This is a genomic window from Staphylococcus equorum, assembly GCF_029024965.1.
GTDB lineage: Bacteria > Bacillota > Bacilli > Staphylococcales > Staphylococcaceae > Staphylococcus > Staphylococcus equorum.
Map to the genome: position 1 here is coordinate 2,517,122 of NZ_CP118982.1, position 21,405 is coordinate 2,538,526.

Below are 21,405 nucleotides of genomic sequence, written 5' to 3' on the forward strand. Positions count from 1 at the left end.
TGAAAGGGCGACTCTAATAACAGTCACCCTTTTGTTGCTTTTGGAATTATCTAAATCAGACAATCTCTTTTTTCTTTAATGCTAAATATGCACCAAGACAAGCTAGAACTATGCCCACAATTAGGTTTAAACTGATTTGAGTCTCTCCCATAAGGATACTTCTGCCTCTTCCTATTGCTGGAAACATCGCAACCATATCCCCACTTTCAGAGGCCCCAATATTACTGATCAATTTTAAATAGAATAGCCACGCTAAAAATGAAGATAATATAGCTAAGTATAGTAATCCGAACCAAAAATTCGGCTCTTGTGGCAACGTATATGAATAGCTTTTAAACCCAGTATAAATAACTAAAAATAGAACTGCCGATAACATACCTATAGTATTTGCTAAAACAGGATTAGTATTATTATTGTATAAAGATAATACATCTCCAATAGATGTGATTATAGTACCTATTAAAGCCATTACTATGCCTATTATAAACTCACTTGTAAGTTGGTTTAAGTCTGGGAATAGAATTACCACCACACTTATTAAACCTATAACCCCACCTAAATATATTCTGTTAGCTATTTTACTTTTAAATACTAGACTTATAAATATAGGCGTCAATTTAAAATATATATACATAAACATTTCTAGTATTTTTGTTTCATCCCTGTTTATTAAAATTATCTATCTCGGAAAATTACAAAAACACCCCCTTAAGCCTATGGCCTAAGAGGGTGTTTCATTTTACAATATTATTCCCACTCGATTGTGCTTGGTGGCTTAGATGTAATGTCATAGACGACGCGGTTAACGTGGTCTACTTCGTTTACAATACGACTTGAAATCTTTTGTAAGACTTCCCAGTCAATGCGTGCGAAGTCACTTGTCATGCCATCAATAGAAGTTACAGCACGAATACCTACTGTGTGATCATACGTGCGGTAGTCTCCCATAACACCTACAGATTGGATGCCTGGTAATACCGTGAAGTATTGCCAAATCTCACGTTCAAGACCTTCTTCACGTACAACTTGTCTTAAAATCGCATCAGACTCACGTACAATTTCTAGTTTATCTTCTGTGATTTCTCCAAGTACACGAATACCAAGTCCAGGACCTGGGAATGGTTGTCTCCATACTAAATGTTCTGGAATTCCTAATTCGATACCTAATTCCCGTACTTCGTCTTTAAACAATGTATTGATTGGTTCGATTAATTGGAATTCCATATCTTCTGGTAATCCACCAACGTTATGGTGTGATTTAATTGTTTGTGCAGTTTTCGTACCTGATTCAATAACATCCGTATACAATGTACCTTGAGCTAGGAAGTCTACGCCTTCTAGCTTAGACGATTCGTCATCAAATACATAGATAAATTCATTACCAATGATTTTACGTTTTTGTTCTGGGTCAGATACACCTTTTAGTTTACTCATGAAACGTTCTTGTGCGTCCACACGAATAATGTTCATATTGAAACCTTCACCAAATTGTTCCATTACCATGTCGCCTTCACCTTTACGTAAAAGACCATGGTCTACGAAGATACATGTTAATTGGTCACCGATTGCTTTGTGTAGTAATACTGAAACTACTGATGAATCTACCCCACCGCTCATTGCAGAAAGGACTTTACGATCGCCAACGAGGTTGCGGATTTTTTCAATTTCAATATCGATAAAGTTTTCCATTGACCATTGGCCTGTACAATCACAGACGCGACGTACAAAGTTACGTAATAAATCATTACCGAATTCTGTATGACGTACTTCTGGGTGGAATTGTACGCCATAGATACGGCGCTCTTTATCTTCGATAGCTGCATAGCTTGTACTTGGGCTATCTGCAATAACTTCAAAACCTTCAGGAATTTCAATTACTTTGTCCGAATGACTCATCCAAACATTTTGTTCTTCTGGTAAACCAAAGAATAATTCATCAGTTTTAGCATTAATAACTGCTTTACCATATTCGCGTTCATTAGCGCGCTCAACTTTTCCACCTAATAATTTAGTTGTAAGTTGCATACCATAGCAAATACCTAAAATAGGAATACCTAAATTATATATTTCTGGATCAATAGTAAATGAATCTTCTTCGTAAACTGAATTTGGTCCACCAGAAAGGATAATACCTTTAGGGTTCAAACTTTTAATTTCATCTATACTCATTTCATGATCGTGTAATTCACTGTACACTCCCATTTCACGAATACGACGCGTAATTAATTGGTTGTATTGGCTACCAAAGTCTAAAACAAGTATGAGCTCTTGCTCTTTCGCCATTTCCATAACTTTTAAATCTCCTTTGACTTAGAATGAATAATTTGGTGATTCTTTTGTAATTTGAACATCATGTGGGTGACTTTCTGCTAGTCCAGCAGGCCCCATACGTGTAAACTGTGCTTCTTCTCTTAGTGCTTCTAAGTTTCTTGAACCAGTATAACCCATACCAGATCTTACGCCGCCCATAAGTTGATAAATTGTATCTTGTAATGAACCTTTATAAGCAATACGGCCTTCAATACCTTCTGGAACGAATTTCTTAGGTGTTTTGTCCTCTTGGAAATAACGGTCATTGGAACCACTTTCCATAGCACCTAATGAACCCATACCTCTGTATACTTTATATTGTCTACCTTGGAATACTTCTGTTGCGCCAGGACTTTCTTCAGTACCAGCGAGTAAGCTTCCTAACATTACCGCATGTCCACCAGCAGCTAATGCTTTGATGATGTCACCAGAGAATTTAATACCGCCATCAGCAATAATTGATTTGCCTTGTCTACGTGCTTCTGTAGCACAATCATAGATAGCTGTAATTTGAGGTACACCAACACCTGCTACAACACGTGTTGTACAAATTGAACCTGGACCAATACCTACTTTAACTACATCTGCACCTGCATCATATAACGCTTTTGTACCTGCAGTAGTAGCTACATTACCAGCGATTAATGTTACTTGTGGGAATTGCTCTTTAATATGCGCAACTTGGTCTAACACGCCTTTAGAATGGCCATGTGCTGTGTCGATTACTAACGCATCTACGCCAGCTTCAACTAATTTTTTAGCACGGATGTCTGTGTCTTTAGCGATACCAATTGCCGCACCAACTAATAATCTACCGTGTGCATCTTTAGCTGAATATGGGAATTCAAGTACTTTTTCAATATCTTTAATTGTGATTAAACCTTCTAAACGTCCTTCTTTTACTAGAGGTAGTTTTTCGATTTTATGTTTTTGTAATAATTTTTCAGCTTCATCTAATGTTGTGCCAACAGGTGCTGTAACTAGTCCATCTTTAGTCATCACATCAGAAATTTTAATTGAAAAATCTTCAATAAAACGTAAATCACGGTTTGTAATAATACCTACAAATTGTCTATCTTCTTTACTATTAACAATTGGTACGCCTGAGATACGATATTTACCCATCAATGCTTCCGCTTCAAAAACACTTTCTTCAGGTGTTAAGAAAAATGGATTTGAAATAACACCATTTTCAGAGCGTTTTACTTTTTGAACTTCGTCTGCTTGATCTTCAATGTTCATGTTTTTATGAATTACGCCAAGTCCGCCTTGTCTCGCCATTGAAATCGCCATTTTCGATTCAGTTACTGTGTCCATACCCGCTGAAATCACAGGAATATTCAATTTAATGCCTTCTGATAATTGAACACTTAAATCTACTTCTTTCGGTAAAACATCTGATTCTGCTGGTAACAACAACACATCGTCAAAAGTTAAAGATTCTTTTTCAAACTTATTTTCCCACATACTGGTATAGCCTCCTATTATTTGTTTTATAGTTATTATTTCATAACTTCCGTATTTTGTTGACTCTTTATTCCATTAAAAAAGAAATTCAAAATAATTGCTGAAATCGCGCCAAGTACAATACCATTTTGAGTTAACCATGCAAACTGCTCACCCAATGCTTCAAATGCTTGAGGTACTGCACTTATACCCGTTCCTAGCCCAACTGATACAGCAATTACTAACAAATTGTTTTGATTCTTAAAATTAATATTACCTAATATACTAACACCATATGCCATAACCATGCCAAACATAGCTATCATGGCACCACCTAATACTGGAAGTGGGATCATATTCGCCAATGCACCTAATTTAGGAATACATCCGCAAATGATCAATAATATCACCATGCCATATATCACATTGTTCTTTTTAGCACCTGATAACGATACTAACCCAACATTTTGCGAATATGCTGTATATGGGAAGGCGTTAAAAATTGACCCTAATATAATCGCAATGCCTTCTGCAGTATAGCCTTTACGGAAATCTTTACGTTCTAGTTTCTTACCTGTAATCTCACTTAATGCATGATACACACCTGTTGATTCTATCAAGCTGACTAATGCAACGATGAAAAATACAAGCGTCGCACCTAAGTCAAAGCTGAAAGTTGAAAACCTAAATGGCTGCGGTAACGCAAACCAATGCGCTGTTCCAACTTGCTTCACATCTACAATACCAAATATCGAAGCTAAAATCGTCCCTGCAACCAATCCTATTAAAATAGCAATAGATTTTAGAAAACCTGATGTAAATCGTTGAACGATCAAAATAATAATTAACGTCGCTGCACCAAGCATAATATTCGTAGCATCACCATAATCTTTTGCGTCTTCTCCACCAGCTAAATAATTCATTGCAACTGGCATAAGGTTAATCCCTATTATCGTAACTACACTACCTGTTACAACAGGTGGGAATAACTTCACTAAATGCGAAAAGAATGGTGCAATAACAACAACTAGGATACCTGATAAAAATAGTGAACCATATAAGTCACCAATACCTTTTGTCTGACCAATCAAAATCATTGGTGCAACTGCAGTGAATGTACACCCCAATACAATAGGTAATCCTGTACCAGTACCTTTCCAAACTTGTAAAAATGTAGCCACACCACACATAAAAATATCTACTGTAACTAAGAATGCAATCTCTTCTGGAGAGAAGTCTAAACTTGTTCCAACAATAATAGGAACTAAGATGGCTCCTGCATACATTGCTAATAAATGTTGTAAACTTAAGAAAAAGGTCTTCATGCTTCGTCCCCTAGAAACGTTACTTTGTTTCCACTTAAAGAAGCAACTTTACATAGTGATGAAACCGTAAGACCCGCTTGTTCTAATCGCTCTCTACCGGGTTGGAAGCTTTTCTCTACTACAATGCCAACACCGACCGTAGTCGCGTGCGCTTTTTCTACAATTTCGTTTAAACCAAGTGATGCATCGCCGTTCGCTAAAAAGTCATCTATAATTAATACGCGATCATGCTCACCTAAAAACTCATTTGAAACAATGACCGTACTTGTCGTGTTTTTTGTGAATGAATGGATATCTGCTTGATATACATCTTTCTTTAATGTACTCGGCACTGCTTTTTTCGCAAATAGACACGGTACATCAAAGTGCATTGCAGCCATGATAGCTGGTGCAATACCTGAAGCCTCTATTGTTAATATCTTAGTAATACCTTCGTCCTTAAACTGCTCATAAAACGTTTGTCCTACATCGTACATTAACCTTGCATCGATTTGATGATTTAAAAATCCGTCCACTTTCAAAATCTTCTCATCAATAACGACACCATCTGCTTCTACTTTCTGTTTCAACAAATCCACTCGAAAACCTCCTCATTTTGTGTACAAAAAAAGTCCTAAACTAACTTAGTTTCAGGATCTATGAGTGAACTTGCAATACGAGAAGAAGCCCTTCTTCAACTTTTAACTAATGTTGCCCAAATTGGTTGTTTCACATTCATTTCCCAAATTACATGTAAAAAGGTTAGATTTGTGACAACAGTAGCGATAAGTGTTCTAAAACGTGTATGTCTTCCTACGATTTAAAACATATGAATTCGAATTACTTATGTATTGTATTGGTTACCCATAGTCATATCGTTAATGGCGACATGGTAGAAACTTCTAAAGCCTTATCCTTTAGATTATATGAGTTAGATAAATTATTAACTGATGATAGCAAATTTTAGCTTTATTTTCAATACTCATATTACAAGTAAGCGCTTTATGACGACCTTTTTATTACTTTTTTCTCGAAAATATAAACGTTTTCTATAGCGAGAAAATGATGTTTGTCAGAGTTGTCTTTCCGTTATATAATAAAGTTGTATTCGTTTTATCTATATGTGAACTGGGTAAATACTTAATAATCATTAAAACAATGGCTGGAGGGATTTTACATGACAGATTTTACAATTGTACAAAATGAAGAAGAATTATTACAAAAAGTTAAAGAAAAAGTTTCTGAAGGATATGATGAATCAGAGTTATCCGTTTTATCTAGAACAAAACTCCATATTGATGAATTACATAATTCCGAAGTGAGTTTAATAGCAACAAGCGGATCATTTAGTGATAAAATCGCTAAGATTATGACTGGTGAAGACGGTGAAGAAGTTGTCTTATCTCACTACGATATTACAGATGATGAAAAAGAACATTATAAAAAGGAAATACTGAACGATAAATACATTATCGTAGCTGCGAGAGATACTTCTTCACATGAAGAAGTAGAAAAAACAAATGCTGCTTATGAAAGTGAATCAGTTGTAGGGCATCATTATGCCGAAGAATCAAATGGGCCAAAATCGTAGAGATACACTTATTACAATAATTTTGAGTCTGAAACATAATTGTATTTTTAATTTAGAAACTGCATAGTAGTTCACTAGATATTTAGTTATCCTAGTGGGGGGCGGGAATACGAAATCAAAATTTGATTTCTGTCCCGCTCTTTTTCTATTACATAATAATTATTAACAAGATTTGAATCATGCGTTAATAAATTACAAATATAACTATTATGTTATAATGAACGCAATAATTTTGGGGGGGGGTGTCTATGGAATTTAAAGCCGTAACATCAATTGATGATCCATTGTTCAAATCAGCTTTAAAGATATATGACGAAAAGTTTGATATCGGATTAACAGAGGACGAACAAATATTTAAACAATCGTTAAAAAATGAGCGTACTAAAGATGATTATTTATTTTTAGTAGGCATCGAGTCAGAAAAACCAGTGAGTTTAGCTACTGCTCACTATGAAGCAACGACGAACTCAGCTTTTTTAATATATTTAATAGCCCTTGATCAACCTAACCATGATGAATTAATCAATTTAACACTGAAGCGTATGGAAAAAGAAATTAATAAATTATCTAATCAACTACATGCTCATGATGTTAACTTCATCATGTTGGAAGTGCCAAAAGAACCTGAAGAAGTGTCTGAAGATGAGATAACTATTATGGATAACAGACGTCAGTTTTTATTCGAAAATGGTTTCGAAAGACAATATGATATCGATTATTTAGCACCCAGTCTGAAAAGTTTTTCTGAAGGACGACCTATGGATTTATTTATTAAAGCTAATATCGAATTAACTAAAGATATTTATGGTCCAAGTATTAAATCGAATTATATATTAAAGTATGTATTTGCTAACAGAATATCTAGAAGTGTTATTTATCCTTTACTTACAGAAATGGATTTGCGCAAATGATAGCAGGCACTACTTGAAATCACTGTTAAAACAGTTTAGACTAACATAGAGGTAAGACTGACGTTTCACTAACCGAAGACAAACGTCCGTATACATAAATCACTTATATGAAAGGACTTATTACTATGTTAACTAAAGAATTTGCACTACGTGTAGAGCTAAGTGAAAAACAAGTCCGTAAAATCGTTCAACATTTAGAAGAACGCGGGTACCAACTTAGCAAAACCGAATACCGTGGCCGTGAAGCTACAGATTTCAAAGAAGAGGATATTGAGCTTTTCCAAGAAATTGCCGAAAAAGTTAAACAAACCAATAGTTATGATTTAGCTTTCGAGGAATTAGAAAAAGAAAAAGACTTCCTACAAGTGCTTGTTAAAGACAATGACAGTAATCTACCTACTGATCAAAACGTATCTAAACTTGTGGATGACTTACGCTCTGAAATCCAAAAAATGCGTGACGAACGTCAAATGCTCGGGCAAATGATTAACCAAGTACACCAACAGCAGCATGAATTACATGAAATGCAAAATCAAATCACATCAAAATTAGATGCTAACACTGAATCATTAAAGGCTATCCAAACATCAACGGATGAAATTAAGACAACTCAAAGTGTGATTCAAGATTCTCAAAAAGAACAATCAGAACTTGTGAAATCTAATGTTGAGACAGACAATATCACTGCTTCTACCGGTACAACTGCTAGTAAGGGAGATAAGTTGACTGATAATACTACTGAACAAACTTCAGCTGCTACTACACATCCAGCTAAAGACAGTAAAGTAAGTACTGAAAACACTTCAAACCCAGCTCAAGTTGAAGATAGTGAGATTACGCAAGTTGGTGCTCAACCATCTACTGTAGCTAAACCAACAACTGATGATAGCAAAGTTGCTTCAGCTACTGCTGCTTCAACTTCTTCTACAAGCGAGACAGCTAAAGAAACTGATACAGCGCGTGCTACAGCTTCAACAGAAGAAAAAGATACAACTTCCGTTGATAAAGCTAAAGATGACTCAATCCAAAAAACACCAGACAATGATCATGCTACTGACATAGCATCATCTAGTGAGCAAGAAACAGCTTCAGAGCAAACACACGCTTATGAATCACCACTTGCTAAAGAAGAACCAAAAGATGAACGCAAAGGATTTTTTGCTCGTTTATTCAACCTATAAAGAAACGCTAATTTATTTAAACCATCCCCAACAATCAAGGGATGGTTTTTTTATATAATTATCCAGTATATCAATCTTCTCTCCTCACCCCTTGCTCCACCGATAAAAACGCCTTCATAGCAGTGCCTCAACGCATTTCACTATTGTCAGAATATAAAGTCATTTTTATTTTTAAATTTTCTTGCAAAATAGACTTGAATATTATCAACTTTTCTAATATCCTTAGTATGCTTATCGTAATTAAAAATATTAAATTATGAAAGTGTAGGTCCTGCTTTATGTTATTAACAATTCTTAACATCGTCATTTTTGTGGCCTTCCTCATCGGATTATATGTAATGGCTAAACGACACGTGTCATTTCCAAAACGTGTTTTTAGTGCTTTAGGCGTAGGTATCATTTATGGTATTTTCATTCATCTAATTTATGGTGTGGATTCTACGATTACTAAACAAACAACAGATTGGTTTAGTATTGTCGGTGATGGCTATATCGCATTATTACAAATGATAGTAATGCCCTTAATCTTTATTTCAATCGTTTCAGCTTTCACTAAAATTCAAATTGGAGAAAAATTTGCTAAAATCGGCATTTATATTTTCATGTTCTTAATCGGTACAGTAGCTATCGCAGCTATTGTCGGTATTGTATCTGCCCTAATTTTTGGTTTAGATGCTTCTTCTATCGATTTAGGAAGTGCTGAAAGCTCAAGAGGTAATGAACTTGCAAGTCAGGCTAAAGGCATGACTGCCAATACATTGCCACAGCAAATCTTAGAGTTACTACCAAGTAATCCATTCTTAGATTTCACAGGTCAACGTACAACTTCTACTATTGCAGTTGTTATATTTGCTGCATTTATTGGTTTTGCATTTTTACGTGTAATGCGCAAACAACCTGAAAGCGGAAATATCTTAAAACGTGGTATCGATGCATTGTACAACCTAGTAATGGCCATTGTAACGTTCGTATTACGCTTAACACCTTATGGTATTTTAGCAATTATGACATCAACGATTGCAACAAGTGACTTTGGTGCTATATGGACATTAGGTAAATTTGTGCTCGCATCTTATGCAGCACTTATCGTAATGTATATCATTCACTTAATTATTGTTACAGGATTAGGTTTAAACCCTGTTACTTTCGTTAAGAAAACAGGTGAAGTACTACTATTTGCCTTTACGTCTCGTTCAAGTGCAGGCTCATTACCACTTAACGTACAAACTCAAAAAAATCGTTTAGGTGTACCAGATGGCATCGCTAATTTCTCTGCCTCATTTGGTTTATCTATCGGACAGAATGGTTGTGCGGGTATTTATCCAGCTATGCTAGCTGTCATGGTAGCACCTGCTGCCGGTGTGGAAGTTAACTTACAATTTATATTGGCAGTTATCGGTGTTGTCATTATTAGTTCATTTGGTGTAGCTGGTGTTGGTGGCGGCGCAACGTTTGCTTCAATCATCGTATTGTCTACACTGAACTTACCTGTTGCACTTGCTGGTGTGTTAATTTCTGTAGAGCCATTAATTGATATGGGTCGTACTGCATTGAACGTCAATGACTCTTTACTTGCAGGTACAGGTACAGCTAAACTGACAGACAACTTAGATAAAGACGCATATAATGCAGAAGAATATGGTGAAATTACTGGCTAATCAGCCTTTAACAAGAACAATACTGCTCATTAATTGTTCTAACTATAACTAAAATTAAAAATGTTAAAAACCTTCCCAAACCGTGTCATTTCACGTCGTTTAGGAAGGTTTTTATTTTATCTAGTATTCTGGTTTAAATGGTCCCCAAGTGATTCTTTCTTTACCGTCTAGCGGAATCGCATCAATTTCTTTCGATACATCATCAAACCATTTTAAAAAAGCAGGTTCTTTTTCCAAATATGCCTCAACGCTTTCTTGCGTAACATCATGTAAATACCACGCTTTACTTTCAAATTCATATTGAATTTGAGCATATGCTAACCTAACTTTGTCTACGCTATCGTATAAACAATTCACCTGTTTCACTAAATTCGGTGCTTGAGAAACGATACTACCTGAAATAACCTTTTTATGTGTTTCGTTATCCAAGTCATTCCACATTCTGAGTTGGCCATCCATTTGAAAAAACAAATCGATTGTTGAATCTTTCTCATCAAAGGTTATTAAAATAAATATGCGCTCAGCTGTATGATCTACTGAATTGATTGCAGTGACAAGCACTTTTTGTGCCATTTTCGCCCAATACTTTTGCGCTTCTTCCGGGGTTAGTTTGTTCTCAGATGAATAAATATATTGATTATTTATGTCACGTCCATCAGTCTCATCTGTTTTTTTTCTAAAAAATCTATTAAACATGCTCAACTTAACCAACCCCTTCCTTAATGTAATGAGTTTTTGAAAATGAAACACTTTAGCTATCTTGTTATCCTATTATTTTCTAATAAAACCTGCTCTATTCAATTGATCTAACATATCCAATCTTTGTTTTGCGCTCATAAAATTCGCGATTTGATTAGACCATGTTTCACTACGTTCACCGTTTGTACGCGATTTATAATAATCACTTACGGTTTGATCATATCTTTGTAATTCTTCTTTTTGCTCGTCCTTATCGCTATTATATCTATCACGATGAAAAACATGTTCAAACGGTAAACGTGGTTTCGGGCTACCATCTTCCTCATCTTTAGGTATGCCAAGTGCCATACCGAATAGAGGGAAAGTATGCTCAGGTAGGTCTAATACTTCTTTAACTCGTTCAACATCATTTCTTAATGAGCCTAGATAAACAATTCCATATCCCATATCCTCTGCTGTAGCAGCGATATTTTGTGCTACTAACGTTGCATCTATTGTACCAACGAGCAAGCCTTCCGCAGATTCAAATGATGTCTCCATTTGATGCTTGGAATCTTCATTCACTATTGAGTGTCTATAATAATCCATTACAAAAACAAACAAATAGCCATTTTCTACGACATAAGGCTGTCCAGATACTTCTTTTAAATCTTCTTTTATCTCAGGATCTTCTATACCTATAATGGAATAAGTTTGTAAATAACTAGAAGTCGAAGCGCTTTGCCCTGCCTCAACAAGTTGTTTAATATGCTCTTCTGGAATAGGTTCTTTCTTAAAATTTCTTACTGAATGGTGTTTTTTCAATAAGTTGTACACGTGATCAGACATGCTATCGCTCCTCTTTATGAAATATATCCATATCTTACCAAAAGCATATTTTGATTGCTTATATTATGTTTACCCGTTTTTCACCTTTCTTAAAAGATTTGAAAGTAATTAAGTTTATGGTTAGTATAATAGTAACAATATTCTGAAAAAGGAGTGCTAATATTTCATGACACAAGCCAATACAACTGTCGTAGATGCATTGTTTGAAGCCTTTAAACAGCACGAACCCATAAATTTTGTTAGTCAAACACACAATATCAGTGAACGAGAAGCGTACCAAACACAAGATTTACTTATCGATAAACTTCAAGACGTTGATCAATCCAATATCGTCGGCTATAAAGTAAGTATGACGAGTGCAGCAACACAAAGTATCGCTAATACTGATGAGCCAGCTTATGGCACAATACTTTCCTCTAAAATTGTAGAAAGCAATGGCTCTGTATCACTTTCAAGTCTATTTTCACCTTTAATTGAACCAGAAATTATGTTTATTCTAACGAAAGATTTATCTTCTAATCCAACAAATGAAGAAGTCCTATCTAGCGTTAAAATTGCACCAGGTATTGAAATACCCGATGCACGTTACAAAAATTGGTTCCCTAATTTCACTTTAGGTGATTTACTAGCAGACAACACTGCGACAGGATTAATTGTTGTTGGTGAAACAATTGATCCTTTGTCATATGAAGATTTTGCAAATATCCATATGAAACTATCGTATAACGGCATAGTAGAACATGAAGGTGATTCTACAGAAGTGCTTGGCAACCCAGTTGAGTCTGTTAAATGGCTTGCACAAAAACTCGCAACGCACGATAAAAAATTACACCAAGGTCATATCATTTCTTCAGGTACGTTTATATCCCCTATCCCTGTAGAATTAGGATCTTATAAAGCCGAATATAGCGATGTAGGACAAGTGGATGTCACATTTGTAGACTAGTCCCTCTTTCGCTCACAGCACAGGTTATTTCTGTGCCAAAGAATATAGACAAATCAAATGCTTTTCAGCATTTGATTTGTTTTTTCGTATTTTTCTTTAAAAATGATAGTGCTTAGGTCGACTCCTACGAAAAAGTAAGTAGCCGAAGACCACAGTCTAAGCCTGTAATCGTGGAAAACGTGTACACAACTGCCAACAATCTCGGAATCTTGTCTATAATCAATCATATATAATCTTCCCCCTATACATACTATAATTTATAAATCATTTAAAATAATTCATTTAACTCATAGATATGTTTCTCTTTATCGTAACGTGGAAAATATTAAATGTACGTAAAGATAGGGGGTATTTTAATGAGCAACAAAAAGAAAGATCAATTAAATGAAGTAGAAAAAAACAATGACGATAAAGCAATGACGACTAATAATGGTGTCAAAGTAAGTGAAGATGAAAACACGTTAACTGTTGGTGAACGTGGTCCTAGCTTATTAGAAGATTTCCATTTCAGAGAAAAAATCATGCACTTCGATCATGAACGCATTCCAGAACGTGTTGTCCATGCCCGTGGCTTTGGTGCACATGGCGAATTTCAAGTTTATGAAGATTTATCGAAATATACTTCAGCCGACTTTTTAACTCACCCCGAGAAAACAACGCCCGTATTTGTTAGATTTTCCACAGTTCAAGGTTCTAAAGGCTCTCCTGATACAGTTAGAGATGTCCGTGGCTTTGCGACAAAATTTTATACAGATGAAGGTATTTTCGACCTAGTAGGTAACGATATACCAGTATTTTTCATACAAGATGCAATCAAATTCCCAGATTTAATTCACGCAGTTAAACCTGAACCACATAACGAAATGCCTCAAGGTGGTACAGCACATGATACATTTTGGGATTTCTTTGCTCAAAACCCAGAATCTACACATACCGCTGTATGGGCTATGAGTGATCGCGGTATACCTAAAGATTTTAGACAAGTCGAAGGTTTCGGTGTGCATACGTTCCGCCTTGTTAATAACGAGGGACAGTCTTATTTTGTTAAATTCCATTGGAAACCACTTCAAGGGCTAGAGTCTCTCGTATGGGATGAAGCACAAATGCTACATGGTAAAGACGTCGACTTTCATCGTAAAGATCTTTATGAATCTATCGAAAAAGGCGATTATCCTGAGTGGGAATTAGGCCTACAAATTATTCGTCCTGAACAAGAATTTGACTTTGATTTTGATATTTTAGACCCTACGAAGATTTGGCCTGAAGATGATGTTCCAGTACAAAGAGTTGGTAAAATGACACTAAATCAAAATGTTACGAATGTGTTTGATGAAACAGAGCAAGCCGCATTCCATCCAGGACATATCGTACCAGGTATAGACTTTTCTAATGATCCATTATTACAAGGACGTTTATTCTCCTATACAGATACACAAATCACGAGATTGGGCGGTCCAAACTTCAATCAAATTCCAATTAATCGTCCTGTAAATGAAGTACACAACAACCAAAGAGAAGGCATGCATCAAACAAGTGTAAACAAGGGACAAGTTGCGTATCATAAAAATGCATTGAATAATAATAATCCTCATACAACACCGAAAGAAGAAGGTGGTTATGAGCACTACCAAGAAAAAGTTGAAGGCCGCAAGATTCAAAAACGCAGTGAAAGTTTCAAAGATTATTATAGCCAAGCCAAACTTTATTTAAACAGTTTGACTCAGCCTGAATTTGATCATACAGTAGATGGCTTTTCATTTGAAATCGGTATGTGTAAATCGGTTATGGTTAAACAAAATGCTGTTAATCAATTGAACAAAGTTGACCGTACATTAGCCGAACGTGTAGCTAAAAATGTAGGTGTGGAAGTACCCACAGAAAATGAAGAAGTCCAATCAGATGCAAAAGATAGTAAACTAACAATGGAAAAATTCGGTATCCCATTAGCTGGACATTCTGTAGCTGTTGCAGTAAATGGCGATATTAGTGCTGACACGCTAAAATCATATGCTAAAACGTTCACTGAAAACAAATTGAACTACGCATTTGTGGGACAACATCCTAAAGATATCTCAGAAGACTACGGTATCACTGAAACATTTGATACTGCTCATCCAACTTTATTTGATAGCTTAATTGTACTTTCAGATGGTAGCGATATACTCCCACCTGTCGAGGAGTTTGCAGAACTCACTTATAAACACAATAAACCATTAATCGTTAACCAAACAGCTGCGACAAATTTAGCAGATGCCAAATTGAATCTAGCAGCACCTGGTGTTTTCGTATCGGATGACCCTAATACAATTGTGCAAGCTTTTGATAGAGCAAGATACTGGGACAGATAAAAAATTCACAAATAATCATTGAACACCAACACTGTTTAATTTAAATATATTATATTATTTTTGTTTAAAAAATAGCAGTAATTTGTGCCGACTCCTGCGGGAAAAGCACTAGCTGAAGACTACAGGCTGAGGCTGTGCCCGCGGAAAGCGTGCACAAAAAAAGTACCAACACTCTAGCTGCCTAAGTTATAACTTAGGCAGTTTTTTATTATAATGGAAGATAATGGGTATTATTACATTAAAGAGGTATTCACAAATACATTTCAACATAGTTCAACATGTTACATATTTAATTTTTTAAAAACTGCTTAAGATGATAAGCACGCGATTGCAACCTGCCGTTGCGGCAGACAATAACATTAGGTTCGTGACGCTGAACATGTAATATATTACCTTTAAACAAAGGATGTGGTTGTTATGGAAATTGGAAAAAAGATTAAAGAGCAAAGAGAGCAAAAAAATTGGTCGCAGGATGATTTAGCTGAAATACTTAACATTTCACGCCAAAGTATTTCAAAATGGGAATTAAATAAAGTCTATCCAAGCATTGATATGTTAATTAAAATGAGTGATCTGTTCGACATTTCATTAGACGAACTCATTAAAGGGGACAAGCAACTGAAACATACAATTATTGAAACATATCAGCAACCTGTTTCAGATGATAAAGAGAAACATCCTATGAATGGTTGGGAATTCCTAGCAGGATACTGGTGGTTGTTCTTCCCTGTTGCTGCAATGATTTGGTGGATAATACAATCATTCATGTAATCAAGTACTAACACCTTCTTTAGTAACTTTATACTTTTAAAAAATACGAGACCTATTTCAAACTGTAAATAGGTCTTTTTTCATGAAAATCTCACACATTATTACTATAGCTTGTTATACTGTTTTATAAATACACTATAGGAGTATTATTTATGGTTAAACATATAGAATTATTTGTAAAAGATAATAGATTGGTTGAACTTCAAAACGATTTAGCTACTATTGTCACAGAAGATGAGTTTCAAAATTCAATTATAGAACTCAATCAAGATACGAGCGGATTCAAGACATACACGCTTAAAGCACCACTACCAGAGCGACTATCAGTAAAAGAAATCATTAAATTTTGGTGTAAGTGGTACGATTCAAAATTATCCTTAGATACAGTCCTTTATGAATGTAAGTTATTCTCCTTCAATCACAAGAAAATTAAAAAGCTCACAACTTCTGAACTTAAACTCGTCCATTTAGCAAAATTATTCCTTGTACCTGAAACGAAATTTATTATTAAAGAACCTTTACAAAATGTCTCTATTGAAACAAAACACACCGTACTCAACTTACTCAATGAACTCAGCAAATACAATTCGATTATTACGTTAACAAATCACACAGAAGAAGCGTTACTTATCAGCAACAATTGTTATCGCCTTACTGAAAAAACATTTAAACCTATAGAAATATCACAATATGAACCAAATCATCAGCAAGATATAAACGACAGCAACCAATTAGAGCGTCAACAAATCAAACGTTTAACAGTTAAAACCAATGAAAAAACGTTATTTTTAGATCCTATCGACATTGATTACTTAGAAGGTCAAGATGGCAAAGTTGTTATACATGTAGGTAATGAACAATATACCCATGATACGACTTTACAATCTATTGAAAAAATTATTGTTCCTTACGGTTTTTATCGATGTCATCGTTCTTATATCGTAAACTTACAAAAAGTTAGTGAAATTATTTCTTGGTCTAAAAACAACTATTCGATACGACTCAATAATACTAAAGAAATACTAATTCCTTTATCTAGGCAAAAAGCAAAAGAAATAGAACGATTTTTCAATATTAATGAGTAACAATTCAACACTTATACGTTACATTTCACCTTCTTTTGAACGTCAGATCCGCGTGAACACGCTATGCTGAAGTTAATTCAAAAGGAGGTAATTTAATGGAACACATAATTGAAATGAATCATGTAACAAAATCATTTAAAAACAAAATAGCAATTAAAGATATGAATTTCACTGTAAAAAAAGGAGAAATTTTTGGTTTCCTTGGACCTAGTGGTTCTGGCAAGACAACAACAATTAAAATGTTAACTGGCACATACGATCCGTCTAAAGGTAGTCTAAATGTACTTGGACACAATGGTTCTGAAATAGGTGCAAGCAACTTCATGTCAAAAATTGGTATCCTTACAGATCACAGCACTGCTTATGAACGCCAAAGCATTTGGGATAACTTAAAGTTATTTGCCAAACTTAATCAACTACCATTACAAAAAGTTGACGAAGCTTTAGAATTTGTCGGTCTAACACAGGATAAAAAATCATTATTTAAAAACTTGTCTGCTGGTATGAAGCAACGTGTACTACTTGCTAAAGCAATCTTACATCAACCTGAGTTATTATTTTTAGATGAACCAACAGCATCTTTAGACCCTATGACAATTCAACACGTGCATAAAGGACTTAAAGCACTAAACCACCGTGGCACAACGATATTTTTAACAACGCATAATATGGAAGAAGCAAACGCATTATGCGATCGCGTGGCTTTTATAGAGTCAGGTGTACTCAAAGAACTTGATACACCTGAGAACTTTCGTTTTAATCATGCAAATCATACAATTAAAGTCATTCATAATAATAATCGAGAAAAAACCTTACCCATGACTACCGAATCCGCACAGTATATTACAGATATGCTCGAAGCAAATGATTTAAAATACATTTCATCTGATTTACCTACGCTTGGCGATGTTTTCTTGAAAATCACTGGAAAGGAGCTTGTTTAATATGAATATCACACGCTTATCAGCACTGTTAGAGAAAGACTTTAAAGAATCTATACGAAATCCTTCTATTATTTTCATGCCGTTAATGATCATATTAATCAGTATATTTTACAGTATCATTCCAACTACAAATGCAGTTCAAAGCGCACCGGCTGTAATGCAGTTCATCATAATTAACATGGCATTTGTTTTTGTTGCCACATCACCGCTTATCACAATGATCTCTGAGGAAAATGAAAAAGGTACATTGAAAGGCTTAGTAGAGTCGCCAGCATCTAATATTGAAATATTGTTATCTAAAGTCATTATCACGTTTATAATCACTATTATTACGACTATTATAAGCTTAATGATTGTGAACAGTAACGTGAATTTCGATTTCCAAACTTATTTAGGCCTTGCAGTCATGCTATGCTTTTACCTTGTACTTGGTTTAGTCTTTGGTTTGTTGTCTAATACTGTTGGTACTGCCACAACATTAATGATGGTGCCCTTCATTCTCTTTGGTATGACACCAATATTTAATACCTTAGAAGGTGTTATAAAATTAGGCTTTTTCGACAAAGTACTAGAAATATTACCTTTTGGCTTAATTTTAGAATTAGAAATCAATAACGCTAGCTTGAATCTACTATATCTTGTGATTTGGTTTATTCTTATTATGGTTTCCTTGTTCATTACTTATAAGTATAAATTCCGTAAACGTTAGTCGTTCACAAAATTGTAAAAAACACTCTAAAAAGCTGTGTAATTCATGTTTTCAAGCCATTTTAATAAATAATAAGCCTTTCTTCTCATTTTCATATGTTTAGTTGAGAATTGAAAGGCTATTTAATATCTAGAAAGATTATATCAATTATGTAAACGCTCTCTTTTTTATGCATATTTTCACTTACCACTAATGGTTCAAAAGCACACATAGAGCGTTATTTTACACTTTTGTATATAACCTTTCATCGTTGACTAGAATATATGAGCGTGCAATAATAGTAAGTGAAAGATTAGAATTATTACAATTAACAAACTATAATAATCTACTTAACTAATATTCTAATCAAAATTAGTTAATAAATCAGGAGGATGTTTTTTTATGTCTTTAATTAACAAAGAAATTTTACCATTCACAGCTAATGCTTATGATCCAAAGCAAGATGAATTTTTCGAAGTTTCAGATGAAAACTTAAAAGGTTCATGGAGTGTTGTTTGCTTCTATCCAGCAGACTTCTCATTCGTATGTCCAACTGAATTAGAAGATTTACAAGGACAATATGATAAATTACAAGAATTAGGCGTAAACGTGTATTCAGTATCAACTGATACGCACTTCGTACACAAAGCTTGGCATGACCATTCAGAAGCAATTAACAAAATCCAATACACTATGATTGGTGACCCTTCTCAAACAATCACTCGTAGCTTTGACGTATTAGACGAAGATTTAGGTTTAGCTCAGCGTGGTACTTTCATCGTAGACCCTGACGGTATTGTACAAGCAGCTGAAGTGAATGCTGACGGTATCGGTCGTGACGCAAGTACATTGGTACACAAAATCAAAGCAGCACAATATGTACGTCAACACCCAGGCGAAGTTTGCCCAGCTAAATGGGAAGAAGGTTCAGAAACATTACAACCTGGTCTTGACTTAGTAGGTAAAATCTAAGGAGGCATTGATTTAAATGCTTAATGATCAGCTAAAATCACAATTACAACAATTACTTCAATTAATGGAAGGTGACGTTGTACTAAGTGCAAGTTTTGGTACAGATGAAAAGTCTAAAGAATTAAAAGAATTGTTAGACGAAGTAGCAGAGATGTCATCTCGCATTACTATAGAAGAAGTTGACCTTAAACGTACACCAAGCTTTTCTGTTAATAGACCTGGTGAAGAAACAGGTATTACATTCGCTGGTTTACCAATGGGTCATGAGTTCAACTCTCTTGTTCTCGCTTTGTTACAAGTAAGCGGTCGTGCACCAAAAGAAGAACAAGCAGTTATAGATCAAATCAAAGCTTTAGACCGTCCGTTACATTTCGAGACTTTTATTAGTCTAACTTGTCAAAAATGTCCCGACGTTGTTCAAGCTTTAAACTTAATGAGTTTGGTAAATCCAAATATCACACATTCTATGGTAGATGGATCTATCTTTAGAGAAGAGTCTGAAGACATTATGGCCGTTCCTGCAATTTTCCTAGATGGAGAAGAATTTGGTAATGGACGTATGACAGTTCAAGATATATTAGCAAACTTAGGCAGTCAAGCAGATCCAGCTGAATTTAATGACAAAGATCCATATGATGTATTAATTGTCGGAGGCGGACCTGCAAGTGGTAGTGCAGCAATTTATACTGCACGTAAAGGTTTACGTACAGGTATTGTTGCAGATCGCATCGGTGGTCAGGTCAACGATACCGCTACTATCGAAAACTTTGTCACTGTTAAAGAAACAGATGGACCTAAATTTACTTCAGCACTCGAAGATCATATTAAACAATACAATATCGATGTAATGACTGGTATTCGTGCCAGCGATATTGAAAAAACAGACGATGGTATCATTGTCACTTTAGATAATGGCGCACAATTAACAAGTAAAACTGTTATTATTTCAACAGGTGCACGATGGCGCAAGCTAGAAGTGCCTGGCGAAGAAGAATTAATCAATAAAGGCGTTGCATTCTGCCCGCATTGTGATGGCCCATTATTTGAAAATAAAAATGTTGCTGTTGTAGGCGGCGGTAATTCTGGAGTCGAAGCTGCAATCGATCTTGCAGGTATCGTTAAACACGTAACGTTACTTGAACGTAACGCTACGCTGAAAGCAGACAACGTATTACAAGAACGTTTGGCTTCTTTACCAAACGTAACTATAATAAAAAATGCTCAAACAACAGAAGTTTTAGGTGACAGTGCAGTAACTGGTATTAAATATCAAGATAAATCACTTGGCGAAGACCATACTTTAGAACTCGAAGGTATTTTTGTTCAAATTGGTTTATTACCAAACACTGAATGGCTTGATAATTATGTTGAATTAAACCAAGCTAAAGAAATTGTAATTGATCGTAAGAATGCTACAAGCATCCCTGGTATTTTTGCAGCTGGTGATGTTACAGACGATCGCAACAAACAAATTATTATTTCTATGGGTGCTGGTGCAAATGCAGCATTAAACGCTTTTGATTATATTATCAGACATTAATCTCAAGCTCTAGATTAAATAGAACCCTTTTGTGGTTCTATTTTTTTATGCCCTTTTCCCTGAATATGAGTATTACCTTTGCGTTCTTATTCTTGTATCTATGTAATTAATTATTCATATTAGCTAACATTTTAAAATGAAAATCTAATGAATTTTTAAATTTATATGGCAACTATCCTCTTT

Annotated in this window: 19 protein-coding genes and 1 riboswitch; of the genes, 12 read left to right on the forward strand and 7 right to left on the reverse strand. The window is 35.0% G+C overall.

What is annotated here, in order from left to right; genetic code table 11:
* Nucleotides 1-55: 55 nt before the first annotated feature.
* The 5 genes from PYW44_RS12290 to xpt form a co-directional block, all read right to left on the reverse strand.
* Nucleotides 56-616, reverse strand: a complete 561-nt coding sequence (locus PYW44_RS12290) for a DMT family transporter (protein ID WP_236593596.1) — start codon at nt 614-616, stop codon at nt 56-58.
* 131 nt (nt 617-747) lie between these two features.
* Nucleotides 748-2,289: a glutamine-hydrolyzing GMP synthase gene (gene guaA, locus PYW44_RS12295; protein WP_021339649.1), complete on the reverse strand. Its 1,542-nt coding sequence runs from the start codon at nt 2,287-2,289 to the stop codon at nt 748-750.
* Nucleotides 2,290-2,310: 21 nt separating this feature from the next.
* Nucleotides 2,311-3,777 carry an IMP dehydrogenase gene (gene guaB, locus PYW44_RS12300; protein ID WP_002506046.1) on the reverse strand — a complete coding sequence of 489 codons (1,467 nt, stop codon included), beginning with the start codon at nt 3,775-3,777 and terminating at the stop codon, nt 2,311-2,313.
* A gap of 35 nt (nt 3,778-3,812) precedes the next feature.
* Nucleotides 3,813-5,081: a xanthine permease PbuX gene (gene pbuX / locus PYW44_RS12305; RefSeq protein ID WP_002506047.1), complete on the reverse strand. Its 1,269-nt coding sequence runs from the start codon at nt 5,079-5,081 to the stop codon at nt 3,813-3,815.
* Complete coding sequence (gene xpt, locus PYW44_RS12310; protein ID WP_002506048.1) at nt 5,078-5,659, reverse strand: xanthine phosphoribosyltransferase; 582 nt, start codon at nt 5,657-5,659, stop codon at nt 5,078-5,080. The genes pbuX and xpt overlap by 4 nt, the downstream gene beginning before the upstream one ends.
* A gap of 248 nt (nt 5,660-5,907) precedes the next feature.
* A riboswitch (purine riboswitch) is annotated at nt 5,908-6,010 on the reverse strand.
* Between the two features lie 227 nt (nt 6,011-6,237).
* Between xpt and PYW44_RS12315 the strand changes: the two genes are divergently transcribed.
* The 4 genes from PYW44_RS12315 to PYW44_RS12330 all read left to right on the forward strand — a co-directional run bounded on the left by PYW44_RS12315 (nt 6,238) and on the right by PYW44_RS12330 (nt 10,401).
* On the forward strand, nt 6,238-6,651 hold the full coding sequence (locus PYW44_RS12315) for a general stress protein (protein ID WP_002506050.1): 414 nt from the start codon (nt 6,238-6,240) through the stop codon (nt 6,649-6,651).
* Between the two features lie 248 nt (nt 6,652-6,899).
* Nucleotides 6,900-7,562 carry a hypothetical protein gene (locus tag PYW44_RS12320; protein ID WP_021339647.1) on the forward strand — a complete coding sequence of 221 codons (663 nt, stop codon included), beginning with the start codon at nt 6,900-6,902 and terminating at the stop codon, nt 7,560-7,562.
* A 125-nt stretch (nt 7,563-7,687) separates the two neighbouring features.
* On the forward strand, nt 7,688-8,743 hold the full coding sequence (locus tag PYW44_RS12325) for a hypothetical protein (protein WP_021339646.1): 1,056 nt from the start codon (nt 7,688-7,690) through the stop codon (nt 8,741-8,743).
* A 278-nt stretch (nt 8,744-9,021) separates the two neighbouring features.
* Nucleotides 9,022-10,401 carry an L-cystine transporter gene (locus tag PYW44_RS12330; RefSeq protein WP_002511994.1) on the forward strand — a complete coding sequence of 460 codons (1,380 nt, stop codon included), beginning with the start codon at nt 9,022-9,024 and terminating at the stop codon, nt 10,399-10,401.
* Between the two features lie 120 nt (nt 10,402-10,521).
* Here the strand turns inward: PYW44_RS12330 and PYW44_RS12335 are convergent, their stop codons facing one another.
* Complete coding sequence (locus PYW44_RS12335) at nt 10,522-11,097, reverse strand: hypothetical protein (RefSeq protein WP_031266072.1); 576 nt, start codon at nt 11,095-11,097, stop codon at nt 10,522-10,524.
* A gap of 75 nt (nt 11,098-11,172) precedes the next feature.
* Nucleotides 11,173-11,928 (reverse strand): oxygen-insensitive NADPH nitroreductase, encoded by a 756-nt coding sequence (nfsA, locus tag PYW44_RS12340; RefSeq protein ID WP_021339643.1) that lies wholly within the window; start codon nt 11,926-11,928, stop codon nt 11,173-11,175.
* A gap of 166 nt (nt 11,929-12,094) precedes the next feature.
* On the opposite strand from nfsA, the gene PYW44_RS12345 reads away from it, so the two are divergent.
* The 8 genes from PYW44_RS12345 to ahpF all read left to right on the forward strand — a co-directional run bounded on the left by PYW44_RS12345 (nt 12,095) and on the right by ahpF (nt 21,222).
* Nucleotides 12,095-12,874, forward strand: a complete 780-nt coding sequence (locus tag PYW44_RS12345; RefSeq protein ID WP_021339642.1) for a 2-keto-4-pentenoate hydratase — start codon at nt 12,095-12,097, stop codon at nt 12,872-12,874.
* A gap of 356 nt (nt 12,875-13,230) precedes the next feature.
* On the forward strand, nt 13,231-15,222 hold the full coding sequence (locus PYW44_RS12350) for a catalase (protein WP_021339640.1): 1,992 nt from the start codon (nt 13,231-13,233) through the stop codon (nt 15,220-15,222).
* Nucleotides 15,223-15,639: 417 nt separating this feature from the next.
* Nucleotides 15,640-15,993 carry a helix-turn-helix domain-containing protein gene (locus tag PYW44_RS12355; protein ID WP_021339639.1) on the forward strand — a complete coding sequence of 118 codons (354 nt, stop codon included), beginning with the start codon at nt 15,640-15,642 and terminating at the stop codon, nt 15,991-15,993.
* 152 nt (nt 15,994-16,145) lie between these two features.
* Nucleotides 16,146-17,078 (forward strand): LytTR family transcriptional regulator DNA-binding domain-containing protein, encoded by a 933-nt coding sequence (locus PYW44_RS12360; RefSeq protein ID WP_002511990.1) that lies wholly within the window; start codon nt 16,146-16,148, stop codon nt 17,076-17,078.
* Nucleotides 17,079-17,173: 95 nt separating this feature from the next.
* Nucleotides 17,174-18,022: an ABC transporter ATP-binding protein gene (locus PYW44_RS12365; protein WP_021339638.1), complete on the forward strand. Its 849-nt coding sequence runs from the start codon at nt 17,174-17,176 to the stop codon at nt 18,020-18,022.
* A gap of 1 nt (nt 18,023) precedes the next feature.
* Entirely contained in the window at nt 18,024-18,731 is a 708-nt protein-coding gene (locus PYW44_RS12370; protein WP_021339637.1) for an ABC transporter permease, read from the forward strand.
* Between the two features lie 381 nt (nt 18,732-19,112).
* On the forward strand, nt 19,113-19,682 hold the full coding sequence (gene ahpC / locus PYW44_RS12375; protein WP_002506062.1) for an alkyl hydroperoxide reductase subunit C: 570 nt from the start codon (nt 19,113-19,115) through the stop codon (nt 19,680-19,682).
* 16 nt (nt 19,683-19,698) lie between these two features.
* Entirely contained in the window at nt 19,699-21,222 is a 1,524-nt protein-coding gene (ahpF, locus tag PYW44_RS12380) for an alkyl hydroperoxide reductase subunit F (RefSeq protein WP_002511987.1), read from the forward strand.
* The last annotated feature ends 183 nt before the right edge of the window (nt 21,223-21,405 follow it).

Excerpts from the sequence above, each read along its gene's own strand:
- PYW44_RS12355 (WP_021339639.1), top strand. The coding sequence starts at position 15,640 with ATGGAAATTGGAAAAAAGATTAAAGAGCAAAGAGAGCAAAAAAATTGG.
- PYW44_RS12345 (WP_021339642.1), top strand. The coding sequence starts at position 12,095 with ATGACACAAGCCAATACAACTGTCGTAGATGCATTGTTTGAAGCCTTT.
- PYW44_RS12350 (WP_021339640.1), top strand. The coding sequence starts at position 13,231 with ATGAGCAACAAAAAGAAAGATCAATTAAATGAAGTAGAAAAAAACAAT.
- PYW44_RS12320 (WP_021339647.1), top strand. The coding sequence starts at position 6,900 with ATGGAATTTAAAGCCGTAACATCAATTGATGATCCATTGTTCAAATCA.
- PYW44_RS12365 (WP_021339638.1), top strand. The coding sequence starts at position 17,174 with ATGGAACACATAATTGAAATGAATCATGTAACAAAATCATTTAAAAAC.
- PYW44_RS12370 (WP_021339637.1), top strand. The coding sequence starts at position 18,024 with ATGAATATCACACGCTTATCAGCACTGTTAGAGAAAGACTTTAAAGAA.
- nfsA (WP_021339643.1), bottom strand. The coding sequence starts at position 11,928 with ATGTCTGATCACGTGTACAACTTATTGAAAAAACACCATTCAGTAAGA.
- PYW44_RS12335 (WP_031266072.1), bottom strand. The coding sequence starts at position 11,097 with ATGTTTAATAGATTTTTTAGAAAAAAAACAGATGAGACTGATGGACGT.
- ahpC (WP_002506062.1), top strand. The coding sequence starts at position 19,113 with ATGTCTTTAATTAACAAAGAAATTTTACCATTCACAGCTAATGCTTAT.
- guaB (WP_002506046.1), bottom strand. The coding sequence starts at position 3,777 with ATGTGGGAAAATAAGTTTGAAAAAGAATCTTTAACTTTTGACGATGTG.
- guaA (WP_021339649.1), bottom strand. The coding sequence starts at position 2,289 with ATGGAAATGGCGAAAGAGCAAGAGCTCATACTTGTTTTAGACTTTGGT.
- PYW44_RS12325 (WP_021339646.1), top strand. The coding sequence starts at position 7,688 with ATGTTAACTAAAGAATTTGCACTACGTGTAGAGCTAAGTGAAAAACAA.
- ahpF (WP_002511987.1), top strand. The coding sequence starts at position 19,699 with ATGCTTAATGATCAGCTAAAATCACAATTACAACAATTACTTCAATTA.
- pbuX (WP_002506047.1), bottom strand. The coding sequence starts at position 5,081 with ATGAAGACCTTTTTCTTAAGTTTACAACATTTATTAGCAATGTATGCA.
- PYW44_RS12360 (WP_002511990.1), top strand. The coding sequence starts at position 16,146 with ATGGTTAAACATATAGAATTATTTGTAAAAGATAATAGATTGGTTGAA.
- PYW44_RS12330 (WP_002511994.1), top strand. The coding sequence starts at position 9,022 with ATGTTATTAACAATTCTTAACATCGTCATTTTTGTGGCCTTCCTCATC.
- PYW44_RS12315 (WP_002506050.1), top strand. The coding sequence starts at position 6,238 with ATGACAGATTTTACAATTGTACAAAATGAAGAAGAATTATTACAAAAA.